Genomic DNA, 16613 nt, shown 5'->3' with positions numbered 1-16613 from the left:
CCTTCCGGCGTCCACAGGACCGTTTTAGAGTCGGATGGTATAAGTTTTCTCTTAGTCGAACGGTCAGCGTCTGCCGAACGTCAGACGACACGACGGGTTTGGGTACCCAACTAGCCGCTTCACGGGCGATGAGGTCGTTTCAGTCGCGTAGTTTCGTCCCTGACTACTGGACTGAGCGCTCGATGGTCGCTAACGCCCCTTCGAGGGCATCTGAACCATCTCTGGTGATGTCAGAAATGTGGCCAAGTGCGGCGGGCGTCCCAACGAGGAGCCCACCGGAGTCGCCACCAGCGAAGATGGCACCTGCGTCTGCCGCAGCAGCAGTGAGTATCTCTCTGTCGTCGTCTCCGAGTCCTTCGAGTTCGAAGACGCGCGTGACACTCTCGGTGGCGACGTCCCGTGGTGCTCCGATTCGGTCGAGGTGTCGCGCCGCGTCTCCCGTGGTCGTCACGTCGAGTTCTTCGACCGACACGTCTCCGGGTTCGCGGACGCGTCGACGCGCGAACTCGTGGCCGATGAGTGCGGCATCACGCGTCTCTTTCACGTCGTGGGTTCGGATGATGTGGGCGCCGCGTTCGACGGCCATCGAGGTTGCTGCGAGACTCACGGGGAGGGCATCTTCGGTCGACCGACCGGCCACGTCGCGGAGGAAGTTCTTCCGGTTGATGGAGACGAGGATGGGGTAGCCGTAGCCGCGGAACTCGCGGAGACGGTCGAACGTCTCTCGGTCGTGTTCGAGCGTCTTCGCCTCCGACCACCCACCGAACGCCGGGTCGACGATGGTCTTGTCGGTGAAGCCGTTGAGTTCGAGTGCGTCGTAGATGTCGTCGACTTCCTCGATTGCACCGGGGCGAGTGAGGTCTGGCGGGCTCGCCATCTTGGCGACGGCGGCGTCGTGTTCCTCGCAGACGTCGGGCATCTTCGGGTCGGCGAACCCGCAGATGTCGTTCACCATGTCGAATCCGTTGGCGAGCGCAGCATCTGCGACTTCGTGGTACCGCGTCTCGATGGAGAACACAGCGTCGCCAGAGACGTGGTCGAGGACCGAAAGCGCCGTGTCGAGGCGTTCGAGTTCGTCTTCGGCCGAGAGAACGTCGAGCCGTTTGTTCGCCGATTCGAGGCCGATATCGACGATGTCGGCGCCCTCGTCGATGAGTTCGCGGTCGACGTATTCGGCGGCCTCACTCGGGTCGTTGAACACGCTCGGCTTGTACGGCGACTCCTTGGAGACGTTCAGCACGCCCATGATTCGGGGCGGGTGGTCGTCGCCGATTTTGAGTCCTGCCGCATCGACGGTTCGCATACCCGTCGGTTGGTCCACACGAACATAGGCGGACCGGTCCCGGAACCGTCTGGGGGTGAGCGGTTCGAACGGTTACCCGGCATCACGCCATTTTTATCCGCTCCTCGGTTACCTCGACCTATGGCGAAGGTCAGCGTCGGACTTCGTGGATGGCGATTCGAGGAGTCCGAGATATTCACCGAGGAGGGTGAGTTCAAACCACTCGACGACATCCCCGAGGACGCCCGTAAACGCCTCGTCCGACTCATCACGCTCGTCGAAGAACCGTGCGATGCGTGCTATCTCGTTCACGGCGACGAGGAGATTCAACAGTGCCGTCAGGCGAGAATCGTCTACGGAGAACCCGGAGAAGAGGTACTCCTGTGTGACCAGCACGAACCCGACTTCCTCTACTGGTTCCGCGAACAGGACGGCCGTGACCTCGTCGGCGACGCCGTGTTTGCCGACGCGTTCCACGAGTGGTTCGCGGGTGGCGAGCGCGCGCCCGAGGGCTACGCTGGACTGGAGTACGTCGACACCGACCCAGACGAACTCCCGTCGCCGCCGGACGCCGAAGAGATTCAAGCACGACTCGTCGAGGGCTTCGAAGGAGAGCGCATCAACCTTCGAGACTACGGTCCCGATGACGGCTCTACACCACTCGAAGAAGACGACCTCGACGGCGTCGACCTCGGAACGGACTATCCGACGAAATGAGCGACGAACACGACTCGGACGCCGACCACGAGTTCGTCGTCGTCGTCGTCGAACCCGAGACACCGGGGAACGTCGGCACCATCGCCCGGGCGATGAAGAACTTCGGCATCTACGACCTCCGTCTCGTCAATCCGCCGCCGCTGGACCCGGATGGTGAGGCGTACGGCTTCGCCGGCCACGCCCGTGAGGACGTCCTCCCGAACGCGACAGAGACGACACTCGAAGAGGTCGTCGAGGAGTTCCACACCATCGGCACGACGGCGATTTCGCACGAGGACTCGACGCGACACATCCGCTATCCGTTCAAGACGCCGGTCGAAATCGCCGACTCGTTGGAGACAGTGAAGACCAAGACAGCACTCGTCTTCGGCCGTGAAGGGACGGGCCTCGACAACGAGGAGATTGCCATGCTCGACGAGGTGTGCTGCATCCCTGCAGACGGTCGCTATCCCGTGCTCAACCTCGGACAGGCGGCGACCATCCTCATGTACGAACTGCGCCGGTTCACCGTCGAAGAGACGCAACTCCCCGACGTGGAGCGAGAACGCGCTTCAGAGGCCGAAATCGACGTCATCTACCACTTCTTCGACGACTTGCTCGACGCCATCGACTACCGTGAACACAAACGAAAGAAGACGTCACGGATGATGCGCCGTCTCATCGGCCGGGCCCACCCGACAGAACGCGAGGCAGCAACACTCACTGGCGTCCTCCGCCGGGCCGCAGAACGGGCTCGTCACCCCGAGCGGTTCCGCGACGACGACAACTGACTGACTGTCGTCTCCGGCAGGGACGCTCTTCGGACTCGCCCCTTCAGACTCTCTCCCTCCGTCTCTCCTCCGAATTCACTCCTCGGGTCGTCGCGCGAACATCACGAGCCCGATGAACGAACAGACCACCTCGACTTCACCAGACTCGCGTTCTGCATAGGTCGTCGTCTTGATCTCTGCGAGTCCACGGTCGTCAGTTTCGACCGTCTTCTCCAGCACCTCGTTTTCGATACGGAGGGTGTCGCCGGGGTAGACCGGTTTCCACCAGCGCAGTTCGTCGACGCCCTTCGCGCCGAGTGCCACCGCGTCGCCGAGGAACCCATCGACGTTCATGCGCATCGTCATCGCCGTCGTGTGCCACCCACTCGCGATGACGCCGCCATACATCGACTCCGACTTCGCTCGCTCGGGGTCGGTGTGGAACCACTGCGGGTCGTACTGCTCGGCAAATTCGAGAATCTCAGATTCAGAGACCGTGTAGTCACCGTACTCGTAGATGTCGCCGACCGAGAGGTCTTCGAAGAATCGCATGTGTCCCGCTTCGAACGGGGGTATCGAGAACGTACCGGTGTGTGCTGCGGTACCGTCCCAGACGAGTGTTTTTGCGACTCGACAGCGTACCAGTACGTGAATGGTCTCGTCCTCGCGCGTCTCACGACTGCCGATGATATTTGTCGGTGTCGTCATCTTGGTGGTTTACCTCCTCCTCAGCGCAGTCAGCGCCTTTGCAGTGCTGACGCTGTGGCGACTCCGGCCCGACCCGGTGACGGCCGCCATCGTGGGCGTGAGCGTCGCCGTGGTCCTCGGATACGTGAGTTTTCGCTTTGGCACGGTCCAACTGCTCAGCCAACTCGACGCGCGTGACATGTCGCCCGCGGAGTCGCCAGCAATCCACCGCCTCCTCGACCGACTCTCCGACGAGATGGGCATCTCTCCACCCTCGTTGAAGGTGGCGAGCTTTTCGGCCCCGAACGCGATGGCACTCGACCCACTCGGCCGCGACGTCGTCGTCCTCGACGTTGCGCTGTTTCGCCTCCTCGACGTGGACGAGTTCGAGGCACTCCTCGCGCACGAACTCGCACACCTCGAACGAAAAGACGGCCTCACACAGTCACTCGTGGCGAGTATCGGACAGACGCTCGTCGGCGTCGGCTACCTCGCGGTCTCACCGGTGACGTTCCTGGCGACTGGTGTCGCGCTCGGCACGGCGTGGATACAGGGTCGACCACGAGAGTGGCACCGGACGGTTCCGGGCCGGGTTCGCCTCGCACTCGACACGTTCGTCGGCGTCTTTGGCTTCGGATTCACTGTCTTCATCCGCTCACAGTCCCGCAAACGGGAGTTCGCTGCCGACGCACGGGCCGCGGCAGTGACGGGAAAACCACTGGCACTCGCGTCAGCGCTCAGGAAGTTAGAGCGGGCGGCGCAACCGCGCTGGGGGATGTCGCCGCTGTGGGTCTACGGTGAAGTCGGGATGGAAGACCCCATCTCGGAGTTACTCTCGACACACCCGTCGACCGACGAACGCGTCGAGCGACTGGCCGCGATTGCCGACGAGTCGGCGACGAGAATCGAGGTGCAGTGAGATGCCCGGAACGCCCGACCCAGTGCTCGGAAGTCAGCTTGCGACCCACGTGGTTGCGTCTGCTGTTGGGCTCGTTCTCGTCGGCGTCGTCTACGCGACCGCGACACTCGCCGTCTGGTACGCCGCCAGAGCCGTCACTGACACGTTCCCGCCGGCGGTCACCGAAAATCCGACTGCCGTGGTCGGAGTTCTCGTCTTTTCGTCCCTCGTCTTGACTGGGTTCGTCTACGGTACTGCGCGGTTGTTCGGCCGCCGCGGCCTCGTCGTTCCACTCGTCGGTCTCTTTCTCGTGACCGAACTCGTCTGGTGGGCGTTCCTCCACGTCCGCGGCGAGTCCGATGCGCTGGGGATGTTCGTCTTCTTCGGGCCGATGTTCGTAGCCGTCGTCCTGCTGGTCACGGGAATCGAGTACGTCGCCCAGCGCATGTGGCCCGGACGTGGGCAAAAGAAGAGACCGGAGATTACCGGCGAGTCACGATAACTGCCCCGCGCATTCCGACGAGGTTGAGGTCGAACCCGCTATTGTCCTCGTACGGGTAGCCGTGTGGGGAACAGTAGTAGAGGTAGGTGCCGGGTTCGTCGAAGGTGTATTCGTAGGTGCCAGTCCCCTGGAACGGGCTTTGGAACAGTGGATTCCCGTTGTCCATTTCGAGTGACCTCACATCGTGGGCCCACGGGTTGTTCGGGTCGAAGAACGCAAACGGGTTTTCAGTCCACACCCACCTGACAGTCGTTCCCGCTGAGACCAGAACCGCTTCGGGTCCGAATTTGAACGGTCCCTCGTCAGGACCTTCGACACCCGGTGGGAGGAAGTCGTCTGGGAAGTTGAGAGAGGTCATCACCCCCACGTCGACTTCGACCACGTCTTTGCGCTTCATGTTCGCGACGCCGGAGGTCCAGATCGGGCTGTCTTTAGCCTGTGCTTTCGCGTTCAGGAACGCCCCGATGCCGTTTCCGTTCCCGTAGTGGTGGTCTCTCGCGGCCGCTGTCCCACTCATCGCACCGAGTGCGAAGAGTCCGCCAGTTAGCCGCAGCGCTGCTCGTCGGGTGATTTCTGGAGTAGTCATAGTACCAATTTCCCGGAACCTGATAGGCGAGACGAGGAATTATAGACCTGTCACGAAATATCTGACAGTCAGGAATGTCTGGACAAGAAGATGCTAACTACCGCTTGAATTGTCAAAATCGGCCACATTATAGCGGCCGAAAACGACTCGCCCCGTCGAACGTGCCGAGTACTCAGGCCCGCTTCTGAATCTCTTCGCGGAGCACGTCGCTCACGACGCCGCCGTCGGCCTTACCACGGAGTGCGCCCATCGCTTCACCCATGAGCGCGGAGAACGCGCCCATACCTTGTTCTTCGACCTGTTCGGCATTGCGTTCGACGACTTCCGCGATTGCCTCGCGGACTTCGTCGTCGGAGACGCCGGAGAGTCCTGCTTCTTCGACCGCTTCTTCGGCCGAGAGGTCCGGGTTCTCGGCGATGGTCGAGAGCACGTCGTTGACACCCTCTTTCGCGAGGTCGCCGTCTTCGACGAGGTGCATGACGGCGAGGAGGTGGTCGTCCGAGAGGTTCTCGACGGCGACGTCGTCACGGCGGAGTTCGGTGAGCGTCGATTCGAGGAGACCAGCAGCGAACGTCGAGTCGATGCCCTCGTCGACTGCTTGCTCGAACAGGGGCATCTTGCGGCCGTAGGCGACTTGCTCGGCGAGGCCGGCGTCGAGGCCGAACTCGGACTGGTAGCGCTCTTCCTTCTCGGTGAGCAGTTCCGGCGTCTCGACGTCGCTCGGGTCGAGGTCGACGGGGAGAACGTCCGTCTCGGGGTACATGCGTGCCGCGCCGGGGAGCGGGCGAAGGTAGCGCGTCGTGCCGTCGTCGTTGGCACCGCGCGTCTCTTCGGGGACTTCCTCGATGGCGACGGCGGCGCGGTCGGCGACGGCGTCGATGGCGAGGTCAGCAGTTTCGGGGTCGTCGGCGACGATAGCGACGGCGTCCTCGGGGCCTGCGTCGACTGCCTCACGGAGCGCCTCGACTTCGTCTTCGGTGACGCCGTAGGCCGGCAGTTCGTCCGTGTGGAAGATGCCGCCTGCTCCGTGACGCTTTGCGTGGTCGGAGAACTCGGTTCCGAGACGACGGTCAGGCTGGAGTTCGCGGCCGACGAGGCCGTCGAAGCCTGCGAGTTTGACGCCCATGACTTTCCCACCCGAATCGAGTGCGCCGCGAATGACGCCCGATTCGCTGTCTTCGAAGACGTCGGTCACGTCGGTCACGTCGCCGACAGACGCGTCTCTGGACTGGAGTTCGTCGCGAATCTCGACGAGTTCGGCCTGCCGACCGACTTCGAAGCGGACGATTTCGTCGATTTGGTCGAGCGCCTGCACACCCTTGATTTCGACGCGCGCACCCTCCGCGATGGAGACGTTCACGTCCTGTCGGATGGTGCCGAGGCCGCGTTTGACCTTGCCCGTAGAGCGCAGGAGCATGCCGATGGTCTCGGCCGCTTCGCGCGCCTGTTCGGGCGACGAGATGTCCGGGCCGGTTCCGATTTCGACGAGCGGAATGCCGAGGCGGTCGAGACTGAAGAGCACGTCGTCGCCGCGTTCTTCGACACGCTGTGCGGATTCCTCTTCGAGCATGAGGTCCACGATAGAGACGGGACCCTCGCTCGTCTGAATCTCACCTTCTTGGGCGATGAGCGTCGTGCGCTGGAAGCCAGAGGTGTTCGAGCCGTCGATGACGAGTTTGCGCATCACGTGCGCCTGGTCGACGGGGTTCATGTCGAGGAGCGACGCGATTTGCATCACGACGGTCCGCGCTTCGTCGTCGAGGCGGTGCGGCGGTTCGTCGTCCTCTTCGACCAGACAGGTCGTGTCGTAGGCGAGGTACTCGAACTCGCGGTCGACGCGACTCTCTTCGAGGGCGGCGTCGTCGAGTTCGCCCAGTTCACTCTTCGTCGGGTGCAAGAAGCGCGTGAACGTCCGTGCCGCGTCGTCAGGCTCTCGGAGTTCCGTGGGACACCCACAGAACAGCTTCGTCGCGGTGTCGAGTTGCTGGTGGATCTCCAGTCCCGCGACGAGACCGAGGTCCTCGTAGTCGTACTCGCTCATTGGTACCCCTTCGGTTCGGGGGGAGTAAAAAAGGATTCAGTCTGCAGTCAGAGTCTGCGGAGACCTTCGCCGATGCCTTCCACCTGTTCACACTCGGGACAGACGTACGTCCACCCATCGTTCGTCGCTCGCCCCTCCGGGAATACGGCCCCACAACCTCGACATTCCAACATGTCTCGCCCGCGGGCCCGCTGCTCTTGCAGTCCGGCCATACTCGTATAATCGTCAAAATCAAGCTTCAAAATACCGATTTTCGAGATTTCGTGATAGTTCACGCCTCGGTCAAGAGTAGCACGGCAGAGCCGGGTGTCGATTGCTACCGTTTCACGAGTAAAACTAACACGTCGACTGTGTGAAGCAGTTCCGAGACCAGTCAGAAACCAGCGAGGTGCCGATTCGCTCGCGCAGCGAAAAATGACAAGAAGTTGTTGGTAGTCGTCGCTCGCTCAGTCGTCGCCGAGGATACCGCGGTGGGTCATCTTCTCGGGGTCGAGGACTTCGTCGGCCTCTTCTTCGGTGAGGTAGCCTTCGTCGACGGCGACCTGTCGGACCGTCTTGCCGTCGGCGAGCGCCTTCTTGGCGACTTTCGACGCCTTGTCGTAGCCGATAGCCGGGTTGAGCGCCGTCGCCAGCGCCATCGACTGTTCGACCTGTTCGGCACAGTGGTCTTCGTTGGCTTCGAGTTTGGCGACGAAGCGCTCGGCGAACACTTCGGAGGAGTTCGAGAGGAGTTTCGCCGATTCGAGGAAGTTGTGTGCGAGGACGGGCTTGTAGAGGTTGAGGTCGATTTGCCCCTCTGCAGCGCCCGCGGCGACAGCGGCGTCGTTCCCGACGACCTGCTTGTGGACCTGATTGACTGCCTCGGCCACGACCGGGTTGATTTTGCCGGGCATAATCGAGGAACCGGGCTGGTTCTCGGGTTGTTCGAGTTCGCCGAGTCCGTTGCGCGGACCGGACGCGAGCAGTCGGAGGTCGTTCGCAATCTTGTTGAGAGAGCCAGCGACGGTGCGGAGCGCGCCGTGCGCCTCGGCCATCGCGTCGTGGGCGGCCTGTGCTTCGAAGTGGTTGTCGGCCTCGCGGAACTCGACGCCGGTCTCTTCGGTCATGTACTCGGCCGCCTTCGCGGGGAACTCGGGGTGGGTGTTGAGGCCCGTCCCGACGGCGGTGCCACCGAGGGCGAGTTCACCGAGGTGCTCGCGAACGTTCTCGACGCGGCGGATGCCTTTCTCGACCTGCGTCCGGTAGCCACCGAACTCCTGTCCGAGACGGACGGGCGTGGCGTCCTGCAGGTGCGTGCGGCCGGTTTTGACGACGCCGTCGAACTCTTCTTCCTTGTCGCCGAGCGCGTCGGCGAGCGTCTTCAGCGCGGGGAGGAGGTCCTTCTCGACTGCCTCGAGTGCGGAGACGTGCATCGCGGTCGGGATGACGTCGTTCGAAGACTGCCCGAAGTTGACGTGGTCGTTCGGGTGTACCGTCCGGTCGCCGATTTCCTTACCCATGAGTTCGGCGGCGCGGTTGGCGATGACCTCGTTCGCGTTCATGTTGGAGGAGGTGCCGGAACCGGTCTGGAAGACGTCGACTGGGAACTGGTCGTCGAGGTCGCCGGCGATGACCTCGTCTGCGGCCTCGACGATGGCATCGGCGACATCGTCGTCGATCATGCCGAGGTCACGGTTCGCCTGTGCAGCGGCCTTCTTTACGACACCAAGAGCGCGCACGAAGCGCCGGCCGAAAGTGATACCCGAGATGGGGAAGTTCTCGACCGCTCGCTGGGTCTGTGCGCCCCAGTAGGCGTCCACAGGAACCTCCATCTCTCCGAGACTGTCCCGCTCGATTCGGTAATCATCGTCTCCCATGATTTGGGCGTCGTCGTGGTGTGAGGTAAAATCCATTGGTCCACGCCAGTTTGTGCGCCGGTTCGATAGATATTCACTCGTGTCTGAATCATTATTTATGGAAGCTGTACGTGGTCGCAGTCTATCGGTTTCGTGAGCTAACTCTGCCTATACGTCTAAATTCACTCGGAAATGAATTACCAATTCAAAAAGGTTTAAGTAAATCGTGTAAAATCGTTTGCATAGACCTGTCACGGTTCAACAATTATGAGCAATAGCCCAAACTCTGACGACGTCTCTCGACGGACGTATCTGAAACTCGCCGGTGGTGCAGGAACTGCGACGCTTCTCGCCGGCTGTACCGGTGGGAGCGGAAGCGACTCGACCGACGACTCGACCGATAGTGGGTCCGGTGACTCGGAGACGACCGAATCGTCCGGCGACGACTCCGGGTCCGAGTACAACGCGCTCGAAGTCCAGCACTGGTGGACTGGCGGCGACGGCGGCGCTGCAATCCAGGCGCTCTTCGAGGGCTTCAAAGAGAAGCACCCGGACATCGAACTCACCGAGAATCCGGTCGCGGGTGGTGCCGGTCAGAACCTCCACGCGGTCATCAAGAAACGCATCCTCAACAACGACCCGCCGAGTTCGTGGCAAGCGTGGCCCGGTGCGAACCTCACGCCGTACACTGACGCGGACAAACTCGAGGACATCGAGGAGTCTGTCTGGAGCAAGAACGGCATGAAGGACGCCTACCTCGACGGGCCGAAGCAAGCGGCCCAACCGGCGGGCACCTTCGTCTCCGTTCCGCTCAACATCCACCGCCTGAACAACCTCTTCTACAACGTGGAAGTCGTCGAAGACGCGGGTGTCGACCCGTCCAGTATCGACTCGCCGAGCGCCCTCGTCGACGCGATGGCGAAAGTCGAAGAGGCAGGCTACGTCGGGATGGCCCAACAGACGAAGTCCGCGTGGTCGACTGGCCAACTCTGGGCACAGGTGCTCCTCGGCGAGTACGGCCCGGACGTGTACGCCGACGTCACCGCCGGCAACGTCGAAGCCAACGCCGACGCGGTCAAAGGCGCGCTCGACATCGTGAAACAGTACTCCGAGTACTACCCCAACGACGCCGGGTCCATCTCGTGGCAGGACGCCAACTCGAAGATTATCGAGGGCAAAGCGGCGTTCTTCCACCAGGGCGACTGGGCCGCTGGGATGTACCGCGGACAGGACGGCTTCGAGTACGAGACGCACTGGAATCAGGTTCCGTTCCCTGGGACGGACGGCATCTACGCGCTCAACATGGACTCGTTCCCGATGCCGTCGAACAACCCGTCGCCGGAAGCGACGAAGAAGTTCCTCCAGTACGTCGGGTCTGTCGACGCCCAGAAGCGATTCAACCCGAAGAAGGGCTCTATCCCGCCGCGGACTGACGTGCCGAAGGACGCCTTCGGACCGTTCCTGCAGAACCAGATGGACGACTTCGCCAACTCCGAGGCACAACCGCTGTCGATTCAACACGGCCTCGCCGTCGCCCCCGACGCGCTCACTGGCTTCGGCGACGCGATGTCCTCGTTCATCTCCGGGTACGACGTCGAAGCGGCCTACGCCGACGTGAAAGCGGCGTTCGAGTAACGCCACTCGTTACATCTTTCGATTATGTCATTACACATCCTCAAGCGACTCCTAGGCCGTGACCGGAGTGACGACGGCCGAGCAGTGCGAACCGATGGAGGGACGGCGTCCTCCAAGGGGTTCGACCTCGGCGCAACTCTGTCGTCGCTTCGCGATAGCGACGCGGTTCGCTCCGCGCCGTTTTGGCTGCCGCCGTTCCTGCTGATGGGCTTTTTCGTCTACGGCGCAATCGGCTGGAACGTCATCATCTCCTTCACCGACTTCGCAGGCCTCACGCTGCCGACTTACGACCCTGCGGCGTTCGACCTGGAGATGTACCGGCGCGCCCTCTCTGACCAACAGTTCTGGCTCGCGACGCGGAACACGTTCGTCCTGCTCGCATCGTTCACGGCGCTCTCGCTCGCCGGCGGCCTCGGACTCGCCATCCTCGTCGATCGAGGAATTCGCTTCGAGAACTGGTTCCGGACCATCTACCTCCTGCCGTTCAGCCTGTCGTTCGTCGTGACGGCGGTGTTCTGGCGGTGGATGTACAACTTCGACTCGGGCGTCATCAACGTCGTCTTGCGGGGACTCGGCCTCGACTTCCTCGCGTCGAAGTGGCTCTCGGGCGGCGTCGACCTCGGCGTCCTCGGAGGACTCCCACTCGTTCCGGAGGTACTCCAGTTCAAACTGTTCGCCGTCATCTTCGCGCTCCTCTGGCAGTTCAGCGGGTACGCGATGGTCGTCTACCTCGCTGGCCTTCGTGCGATTCCGAACGACCAGTACGAGGCGGCCCGCGTCGACGGTGCGTCCACCATTCGGATGTACTGGCGGGTCATCCTGCCACAACTCCGCGCGTCGACGGTGAGTGCCGCCGTCGTCCTGATGGTGTTCGCGCTCAAGGCGTTCGACTTCCTGTACGTTATGTTCGGGAACAACCCCGGCCCCACGGCTGACATCCTCTCGACGATGATGTACCGACAGGCGTTCGCCGCCAACGAGTGGGCGTACGGGTCGGCTATTGCCGTCGTCTTGTTCCTCGTCGCGCTGGCAGTGGTTGCACCGTATCTGTACGGCGAGTACCGCCGGGGTGAACTATGAGCGTCCGCGACGAATTGGCCGACCGCTTCGAGTTCGACGTCGAAGAAATCGACCCCACGCGGGTCGTCCTCTACGCGGTGCTCGTAGGGCTCATCGGCTTCTACCTCTCACCGCTGGAGTCGGGCCTCATGACGGCCCTGAAGACGGAAGCGGAGTTCGCCACGTCGCCGCCCTTCGCGCCGCCGACGGTCGATGGCTTCACGCTCGAACCGTTCGGGGTCGCCATCGACACGCTCTCGTCGGCCATCCTGAACAGCATCATGCTGGCCGTGCCGGCGACGATTCTGTCGGCGCTCCTCGGCAGTTTCGCGGCCTACGGCCTCACGAACTTCGAGTGGCGCGGCCAACTCGGCGTCGTCACGCTGTTCATCGCGGGTATCTTCATCCCGTATCAGGCCGTGTTGATTCCGCTGTCCCGACTCTGGGCAATCGTGAACACGAAGGAGTTGCTCGCACCGATTCTCGACATCACGGTGTTTTCGGTGCAGGTGCCCATCCTCGGGACGGTCGAACTGGCGACCCACCCGCACTACGCGAGCATCATCAACCTCATCATCACCCACGCGGCGTACGGCATCCCCATCACGACGCTCCTGTTCCGGAGTTACTACAAGAAGCTCTCGACGGAGATGCTGGAGGCCGCCCGTCTCGACGGTGCGAGCGCGTTCACGGTCTACCGCCGTATCGTGCTCCCGCTGTCGACGCCGATGTTCGCGGTGACGCTCATCTACCAGTTCACGCAGATTTGGAACGACCTGCTGTTCGCGCTGGTCATCATCCCGTCGGGGTCCGGCCCTGCGGCCGTGGCGACCATCGCACTCAACGAACTGACTGGCGGCATCATCCAGACGTTCAACACGCAGATGGCCGGCGCGTTCGTCGCCGCCCTGCCGACGTTGCTCGTCTACGTCCTCTTCGGGGACAAGTTCGCCAAGGGGGTCGCAGGCGGCACATGACCCGTCAGTCGTCCCCTCACAGCGCTGCATCGCTTTCGACCACCACGACACCAACACAGACCCATGGCTGACCTCACACTCGACCGCGTATCGAAGTTCTTCGACGACGATGGCTCACGCGTCGTCGCCGTCGACGAAGCCTCCGTGAACATCGACGACGGGGAATTCCTCGTCCTCGTCGGTCCCTCCGGGTGCGGAAAATCGACGACACTCCGGATGATTGCCGGCTTAGAGACCGTCTCCGAAGGCGAGATTCGCCTCGGCGACGACCGGATGGACAACCGACCGCCCCGCGACCGTGACATCGCGATGGTGTTCCAGTCGTACGCACTCTACCCGCACATGACCGTCCGCGGGAACATGCGATTCGGCCTCGAAGAGTCGACCGACATGGCGGACGAAACCATCGACGACGTCGTCGAAGAGACGGCCGAGATGCTCGGTATCGCCGACCTGCTCGGACGCAAACCCGGCGAACTCTCCGGCGGCCAGCAACAACGCGTCGCTCTCGGCCGCGCCATCGTCCGCGACCCCGAAGTGTTCCTAATGGACGAACCGTTGTCCAATCTCGACGCCAAACTCCGCTCGCAGATGCGGACGGAACTCCAGCGACTACAGGAAGAACTCGGTGTCACCACCGTCTACGTCACCCACGACCAGACGGAAGCGATGACGATGGGTGACCGAATCGCCATCCTCAACGACGGCGAACTCCAGCAAGTAGCGACCCCGCTTGAGGCGTACCACCGCCCGGCGAACCGCTTCGTCGCGGGGTTCATCGGCGAACCGTCGATGAACTTCTTCGAGATGGACGTTCGCGGTGACACCCTCGTCAACGACACCTTCTCGTATCGACTGTCGGCGGAGACGCAGGAGGCAGTCGCAGAGAGCGACCGCGTGACGCTCGGCGTTCGGCCCGAGGACGTCGAACTCGTCTCGGACGCCGACGGCGACCACACCTACCAGACCGCCGTCGACGTGGTCGAACCGATGGGCAACGAGAACGCGGTCTACCTCGAATTCGGTGCCGACCACACCACGTTCGTGGCAACCGTCGGCGGGATGCGTCGCGTCGAAGGCGGACAATCCGTCGCCGCTCGCATCCCCGAAGACGCGATTCACCTGTTCGACGCCCAGTCCGGTGACGCGCTTCAGAACCGCTCGCTCGAAGCAGAAGCGCTCTCGGAACCCGAACCGCAGGTCTGAGGTCGGGCGTCCTCGGACGCGACAGTACTTTTTTGACTACTCGTCGAGCGTCTCGTACTCTTCGGGCGTGTACGTCTTGAGTTCCATCGCGTGGATGTCCGTCGTCATGTGGTCGCCGAGGGCGTCGTAGACGAGTTGGTGCTGCTGGACGAGCGACTTGCCCTCGAAGGCGGGCGAGATGACGAGCGCGGCGTAGTGGTCGTCTTCGTGGTTCTCGTCGTACGACCGGGGGCGCGAAACGGTCGCGTCGGCGTCTTCGATGTGCGATTCGATGAGTGCCTCGATGTCAGCGATATCCATGTGCGTACTCGGGGTGTGCGACGGGAAAAATCGTCCGGGAACGACACCGGGGGGATGGTGAATGGCTCGCCCTGCGCTCTGCGGAGGTTTATACCTCATGCCGACTCACCCCGACCTGTGACAGACGGGACGACACCACTCTCGGCGACCCTCGACGAGGCGGAACGAGTGCTCCGCGAGAAACACGACCGACTGCTGACCGTCGTTGGACAGTGTGCAGACGCCGTCGCGGCCGAGTGGGACGGCGACTCGGTCGCAGACCGTGACCGGGTCGTTCCACCGTTCGCCCACGCCCTCGACGGGTCGGGGGCACTCTCACGGCTCCCTCGTGCGCTTGCGGACGCGGTGACTGCGACCGGGCGTCCGATGCCTGCGCCACCCGTCGCCGCCCCGCCGTACGTCGTCGTGACTGCCGAGGGTGTCGTGTTGCGCGCGACGACCGGCGAAGAACGGTTGGTGATACTCTTGCGAACGTTCGACGTCGCCGCTGACGAGTCAGCGCGCTACGTCAGAACGGGTGACGTGTCGGTCGAAATCGAGGTGCGCTGAGTCGGCAACCGTAGCCAACACGCCGACTGTCCCCGCCCGACGCTCACATCTGGTAGCGGCGAACGTCGTCTCGCGGCGGTGCCTGCGACTGGCCGGTCATCTCGTCGTAGGTCATCCCCGCGAGGTACTCGTCGTAGGTGACGTCGTAGCCCTGCCGGATGTGGAAGTCGAGTTTGCCGCGGTCGAGTTCCGACTGGAAGAGCGCGTGAATCCCGCGTCGGACGAGTTCACTCACGTCGTCGGTGTCGTAGAGGGCGACCAGCATGGCGAGTTCGTGGCGCGTCTCGCGGTCCAGCGAGACGTCGAGGTCGTCGCCGAGGTCACTGTACGCGGCTTGGACGTCGTCCGAAAGTTCGTCGAGTGTCATCGCCCGGCGATGGGGTCGTCAGGGGGATACGCGTTTCGACCGCGCGGTGTCCGGCCGTGTGTCGTTCGAGGGGTTCCCGGAGCCAATTTGGTAGAGAGTCGAAAGAGAGTGAGTACCGATTCTGTCCGGAGTACGGTCAGAAGTGAAAAAATCGCTATACCCCGTGGTGAACTCCTCTCTTTCGAAGATGTCACAACAGACGACTCGGCGACGCTTCCTCGTCGTCGCAGGATTGGCAGGCACGACGCTCCTCGCAGGCTGTACTGGTTCGACTGGCGGTGGAACCGGTGACACCACGACTGAAACGACCACGGAGACGACCACCGAACAGACGACCCAGAGCGGTTCGATGGGCGGTGCAACGCCGGTCGACCCCGCGTCGGCACCACGGGCTACGATAGACCGGTTCAGCGAGGCAGCGGGCACGCTGATGGTTCGCACCGACGAAAACGGCCTCCCCGGCCCAAACGAGGCGGTCGATTTCGACCAGGGTCCCTTCATCACGCAGGGTCTCGGCCCAGAGGGCGACGTCGTTCGCTACTACAACTTCGACGTGCAGTCGACGACGCCAGCACCCATCTACGCACTCTTCTACGAGGGCGAAGACACGCCCGTGGACGGCCAGCTTAACGTCATAGACACGATTCCGGGTGACGACGGCTACAACGACTTCTGGCACGTCCACAAGGTGACGGTCCCAGAGGACTACGAGGCCAACACGGTGACCAGTCTCGCAGATATCGAAGACGCAGGCTACGCGATGGAAGCGACCGATATACTCGTGAACTGCCCAGTCGTTCCGGATGGGTCGACTGCCTCGATGCGCTACGACGACGGCGACGCCAGCCTCGTCGAAGGCTGGTATCAGGGTATGGTCGTGTCGTACTTCCAGTTCACCGAAGCACCCCTCAAACTGAGTGGAGATAGCGTCCCGCTCTCGCCCATCTACGTCACGTTCAACGTGAACCCCGGCGAGGACGGTGGTGGACCTGCGTCCGGATTCATGACCGAAGACGGAAGCGAGCAGACCCACAACGTCGTCGCCACGCTCCCGGGCGACACTGGCTACTCACCACTGTGGTTCGTGAGCATCTACGACAACGCCGAATTCGACAGTGTCTCGGACCTCAGTTCGGCGACCAGCGCAGAGTCACTCGCAGCTGGCGTGGCGAACGTCAACTGCCCCGTCGTCTCTGTCGAGTGATGGGTGACTTCGGCGTGCG

The 16613-nt window shown here is 62.7% G+C and carries 18 protein-coding genes; 10 read left to right on the top strand and 8 right to left on the bottom strand.

The genetic code is table 11. From position 1 onward, the window contains the following. Positions 1-163: 163 nt before the first annotated feature. Complete coding sequence (folP, locus tag GJR98_RS09340; protein ID WP_151137612.1) at positions 164-1303, bottom strand: dihydropteroate synthase; 1140 nt, start codon at positions 1301-1303, stop codon at positions 164-166. 120 nt (positions 1304-1423) lie between these two features. On the opposite strand from folP, the gene GJR98_RS09335 reads away from it, so the two are divergent. Next, positions 1424-1999 carry a hypothetical protein gene (locus tag GJR98_RS09335; protein ID WP_151137610.1) on the top strand — a complete coding sequence of 192 codons (576 nt, stop codon included), beginning with the start codon at positions 1424-1426 and terminating at the stop codon, positions 1997-1999. Beyond that, a complete protein-coding gene (locus tag GJR98_RS09330; RefSeq protein ID WP_151137608.1) occupies positions 1996-2769 on the top strand; it encodes an RNA methyltransferase in 774 nt (257 codons plus the stop codon). The genes GJR98_RS09335 and GJR98_RS09330 overlap by 4 nt, the downstream gene beginning before the upstream one ends. 75 nt (positions 2770-2844) lie before the next feature. Here GJR98_RS09330 and GJR98_RS09325 read toward each other — a convergent pair whose 3' ends face one another. Further along, a complete protein-coding gene (locus tag GJR98_RS09325) occupies positions 2845-3300 on the bottom strand; it encodes a MaoC family dehydratase (protein WP_151139418.1) in 456 nt (151 codons plus the stop codon). A gap of 133 nt (positions 3301-3433) precedes the next feature. On the opposite strand from GJR98_RS09325, the gene GJR98_RS09320 reads away from it, so the two are divergent. Further along, the gene (locus GJR98_RS09320; protein WP_151137606.1) at positions 3434-4354 is read left to right on the top strand and encodes a M48 family metallopeptidase; all 921 of its coding nucleotides are present in this window, start codon (positions 3434-3436) and stop codon (positions 4352-4354) included. Between the two features lies 1 nt (position 4355). Next, entirely contained in the window at positions 4356-4835 is a 480-nt protein-coding gene (locus GJR98_RS09315) for a hypothetical protein (protein ID WP_151137604.1), read from the top strand. On the opposite strand, the gene GJR98_RS09310 is transcribed toward GJR98_RS09315, so the two are convergent. The 4 genes from GJR98_RS09310 to GJR98_RS09300 all read right to left on the bottom strand — a co-directional run bounded on the left by GJR98_RS09310 (position 4816) and on the right by GJR98_RS09300 (position 9318). Further along, on the bottom strand, positions 4816-5421 hold the full coding sequence (locus tag GJR98_RS09310) for a cupredoxin domain-containing protein (RefSeq protein WP_151137602.1): 606 nt from the start codon (positions 5419-5421) through the stop codon (positions 4816-4818). The genes GJR98_RS09315 and GJR98_RS09310 overlap by 20 nt on opposite strands. A gap of 172 nt (positions 5422-5593) precedes the next feature. After that, positions 5594-7462, bottom strand: coding sequence for a Glu-tRNA(Gln) amidotransferase subunit GatE (gene gatE, locus GJR98_RS09305; RefSeq protein ID WP_151137600.1), 1869 nt, complete (start codon positions 7460-7462; stop codon positions 5594-5596). Positions 7463-7509: 47 nt separating this feature from the next. Then, positions 7510-7674 carry an HVO_2901 family zinc finger protein gene (locus tag GJR98_RS17960; RefSeq protein WP_191965854.1) on the bottom strand — a complete coding sequence of 55 codons (165 nt, stop codon included), beginning with the start codon at positions 7672-7674 and terminating at the stop codon, positions 7510-7512. A gap of 234 nt (positions 7675-7908) precedes the next feature. Next, complete coding sequence (locus tag GJR98_RS09300) at positions 7909-9318, bottom strand: class II fumarate hydratase (RefSeq protein ID WP_151137598.1); 1410 nt, start codon at positions 9316-9318, stop codon at positions 7909-7911. A gap of 246 nt (positions 9319-9564) precedes the next feature. Between GJR98_RS09300 and GJR98_RS09295 the strand changes: the two genes are divergently transcribed. The 4 genes from GJR98_RS09295 (at position 9565) to GJR98_RS09280 (ending at position 14174) form a co-directional block, all read left to right on the top strand. After that, positions 9565-10932 (top strand): ABC transporter substrate-binding protein, encoded by a 1368-nt coding sequence (locus tag GJR98_RS09295; RefSeq protein WP_151137596.1) that lies wholly within the window; start codon positions 9565-9567, stop codon positions 10930-10932. A gap of 24 nt (positions 10933-10956) precedes the next feature. Then, entirely contained in the window at positions 10957-12012 is a 1056-nt protein-coding gene (locus tag GJR98_RS09290; protein ID WP_151137594.1) for a carbohydrate ABC transporter permease, read from the top strand. After that, positions 12009-12968 carry a carbohydrate ABC transporter permease gene (locus GJR98_RS09285; RefSeq protein WP_151137592.1) on the top strand — a complete coding sequence of 320 codons (960 nt, stop codon included), beginning with the start codon at positions 12009-12011 and terminating at the stop codon, positions 12966-12968. Before GJR98_RS09290 ends, GJR98_RS09285 begins: the two co-directional genes overlap by 4 nt. A gap of 63 nt (positions 12969-13031) precedes the next feature. Further along, positions 13032-14174 (top strand): ABC transporter ATP-binding protein, encoded by a 1143-nt coding sequence (locus GJR98_RS09280; RefSeq protein WP_151137590.1) that lies wholly within the window; start codon positions 13032-13034, stop codon positions 14172-14174. A gap of 36 nt (positions 14175-14210) precedes the next feature. Here GJR98_RS09280 and GJR98_RS09275 read toward each other — a convergent pair whose 3' ends face one another. After that, entirely contained in the window at positions 14211-14474 is a 264-nt protein-coding gene (locus GJR98_RS09275; protein WP_151137588.1) for a BolA family protein, read from the bottom strand. Positions 14475-14591: 117 nt separating this feature from the next. On the opposite strand from GJR98_RS09275, the gene GJR98_RS09270 reads away from it, so the two are divergent. Then, positions 14592-15023 (top strand): hypothetical protein, encoded by a 432-nt coding sequence (locus GJR98_RS09270; RefSeq protein ID WP_151137586.1) that lies wholly within the window; start codon positions 14592-14594, stop codon positions 15021-15023. 43 nt (positions 15024-15066) lie between these two features. Here the strand turns inward: GJR98_RS09270 and GJR98_RS09265 are convergent, their stop codons facing one another. Further along, positions 15067-15390, bottom strand: a complete 324-nt coding sequence (locus GJR98_RS09265; protein ID WP_151137584.1) for a hypothetical protein — start codon at positions 15388-15390, stop codon at positions 15067-15069. 187 nt (positions 15391-15577) lie between these two features. Between GJR98_RS09265 and GJR98_RS09260 the strand changes: the two genes are divergently transcribed. Then, entirely contained in the window at positions 15578-16594 is a 1017-nt protein-coding gene (locus GJR98_RS09260) for a hypothetical protein (RefSeq protein ID WP_151137582.1), read from the top strand. Positions 16595-16613: the final 19 nt, after the last annotated feature.

It is taken from the genome of Haloferax marinisediminis, assembly GCF_009674585.1.
In the GTDB taxonomy this organism is placed as follows: Archaea; Halobacteriota; Halobacteria; order Halobacteriales; family Haloferacaceae; genus Haloferax; species Haloferax marinisediminis.
Note: the sequence above shows the minus strand (reverse complement) of the source record. Positions and strands in the feature narration are given on the sequence as shown.

Coding starts and splice junctions, on each gene's coding strand:
- folP (WP_151137612.1), bottom strand. CDS start 1,303: ATGCGAACCGTCGATGCGGCAGGACTCAAAATCGGCGACGACCACCCG.
- GJR98_RS09335 (WP_151137610.1), top strand. CDS start 1,424: ATGGCGAAGGTCAGCGTCGGACTTCGTGGATGGCGATTCGAGGAGTCC.
- GJR98_RS09330 (WP_151137608.1), top strand. CDS start 1,996: ATGAGCGACGAACACGACTCGGACGCCGACCACGAGTTCGTCGTCGTC.
- GJR98_RS09325 (WP_151139418.1), bottom strand. CDS start 3,300: ATGCGATTCTTCGAAGACCTCTCGGTCGGCGACATCTACGAGTACGGT.
- GJR98_RS09320 (WP_151137606.1), top strand. CDS start 3,434: ATGATATTTGTCGGTGTCGTCATCTTGGTGGTTTACCTCCTCCTCAGC.
- GJR98_RS09315 (WP_151137604.1), top strand. CDS start 4,356: ATGCCCGGAACGCCCGACCCAGTGCTCGGAAGTCAGCTTGCGACCCAC.
- GJR98_RS09310 (WP_151137602.1), bottom strand. CDS start 5,421: ATGACTACTCCAGAAATCACCCGACGAGCAGCGCTGCGGCTAACTGGC.
- gatE (WP_151137600.1), bottom strand. CDS start 7,462: ATGAGCGAGTACGACTACGAGGACCTCGGTCTCGTCGCGGGACTGGAG.
- GJR98_RS17960 (WP_191965854.1), bottom strand. CDS start 7,674: ATGGCCGGACTGCAAGAGCAGCGGGCCCGCGGGCGAGACATGTTGGAA.
- GJR98_RS09300 (WP_151137598.1), bottom strand. CDS start 9,318: ATGGGAGACGATGATTACCGAATCGAGCGGGACAGTCTCGGAGAGATG.
- GJR98_RS09295 (WP_151137596.1), top strand. CDS start 9,565: ATGAGCAATAGCCCAAACTCTGACGACGTCTCTCGACGGACGTATCTG.
- GJR98_RS09290 (WP_151137594.1), top strand. CDS start 10,957: ATGTCATTACACATCCTCAAGCGACTCCTAGGCCGTGACCGGAGTGAC.
- GJR98_RS09285 (WP_151137592.1), top strand. CDS start 12,009: ATGAGCGTCCGCGACGAATTGGCCGACCGCTTCGAGTTCGACGTCGAA.
- GJR98_RS09280 (WP_151137590.1), top strand. CDS start 13,032: ATGGCTGACCTCACACTCGACCGCGTATCGAAGTTCTTCGACGACGAT.
- GJR98_RS09275 (WP_151137588.1), bottom strand. CDS start 14,474: ATGGATATCGCTGACATCGAGGCACTCATCGAATCGCACATCGAAGAC.
- GJR98_RS09265 (WP_151137584.1), bottom strand. CDS start 15,390: ATGACACTCGACGAACTTTCGGACGACGTCCAAGCCGCGTACAGTGAC.
- GJR98_RS09260 (WP_151137582.1), top strand. CDS start 15,578: ATGTCACAACAGACGACTCGGCGACGCTTCCTCGTCGTCGCAGGATTG.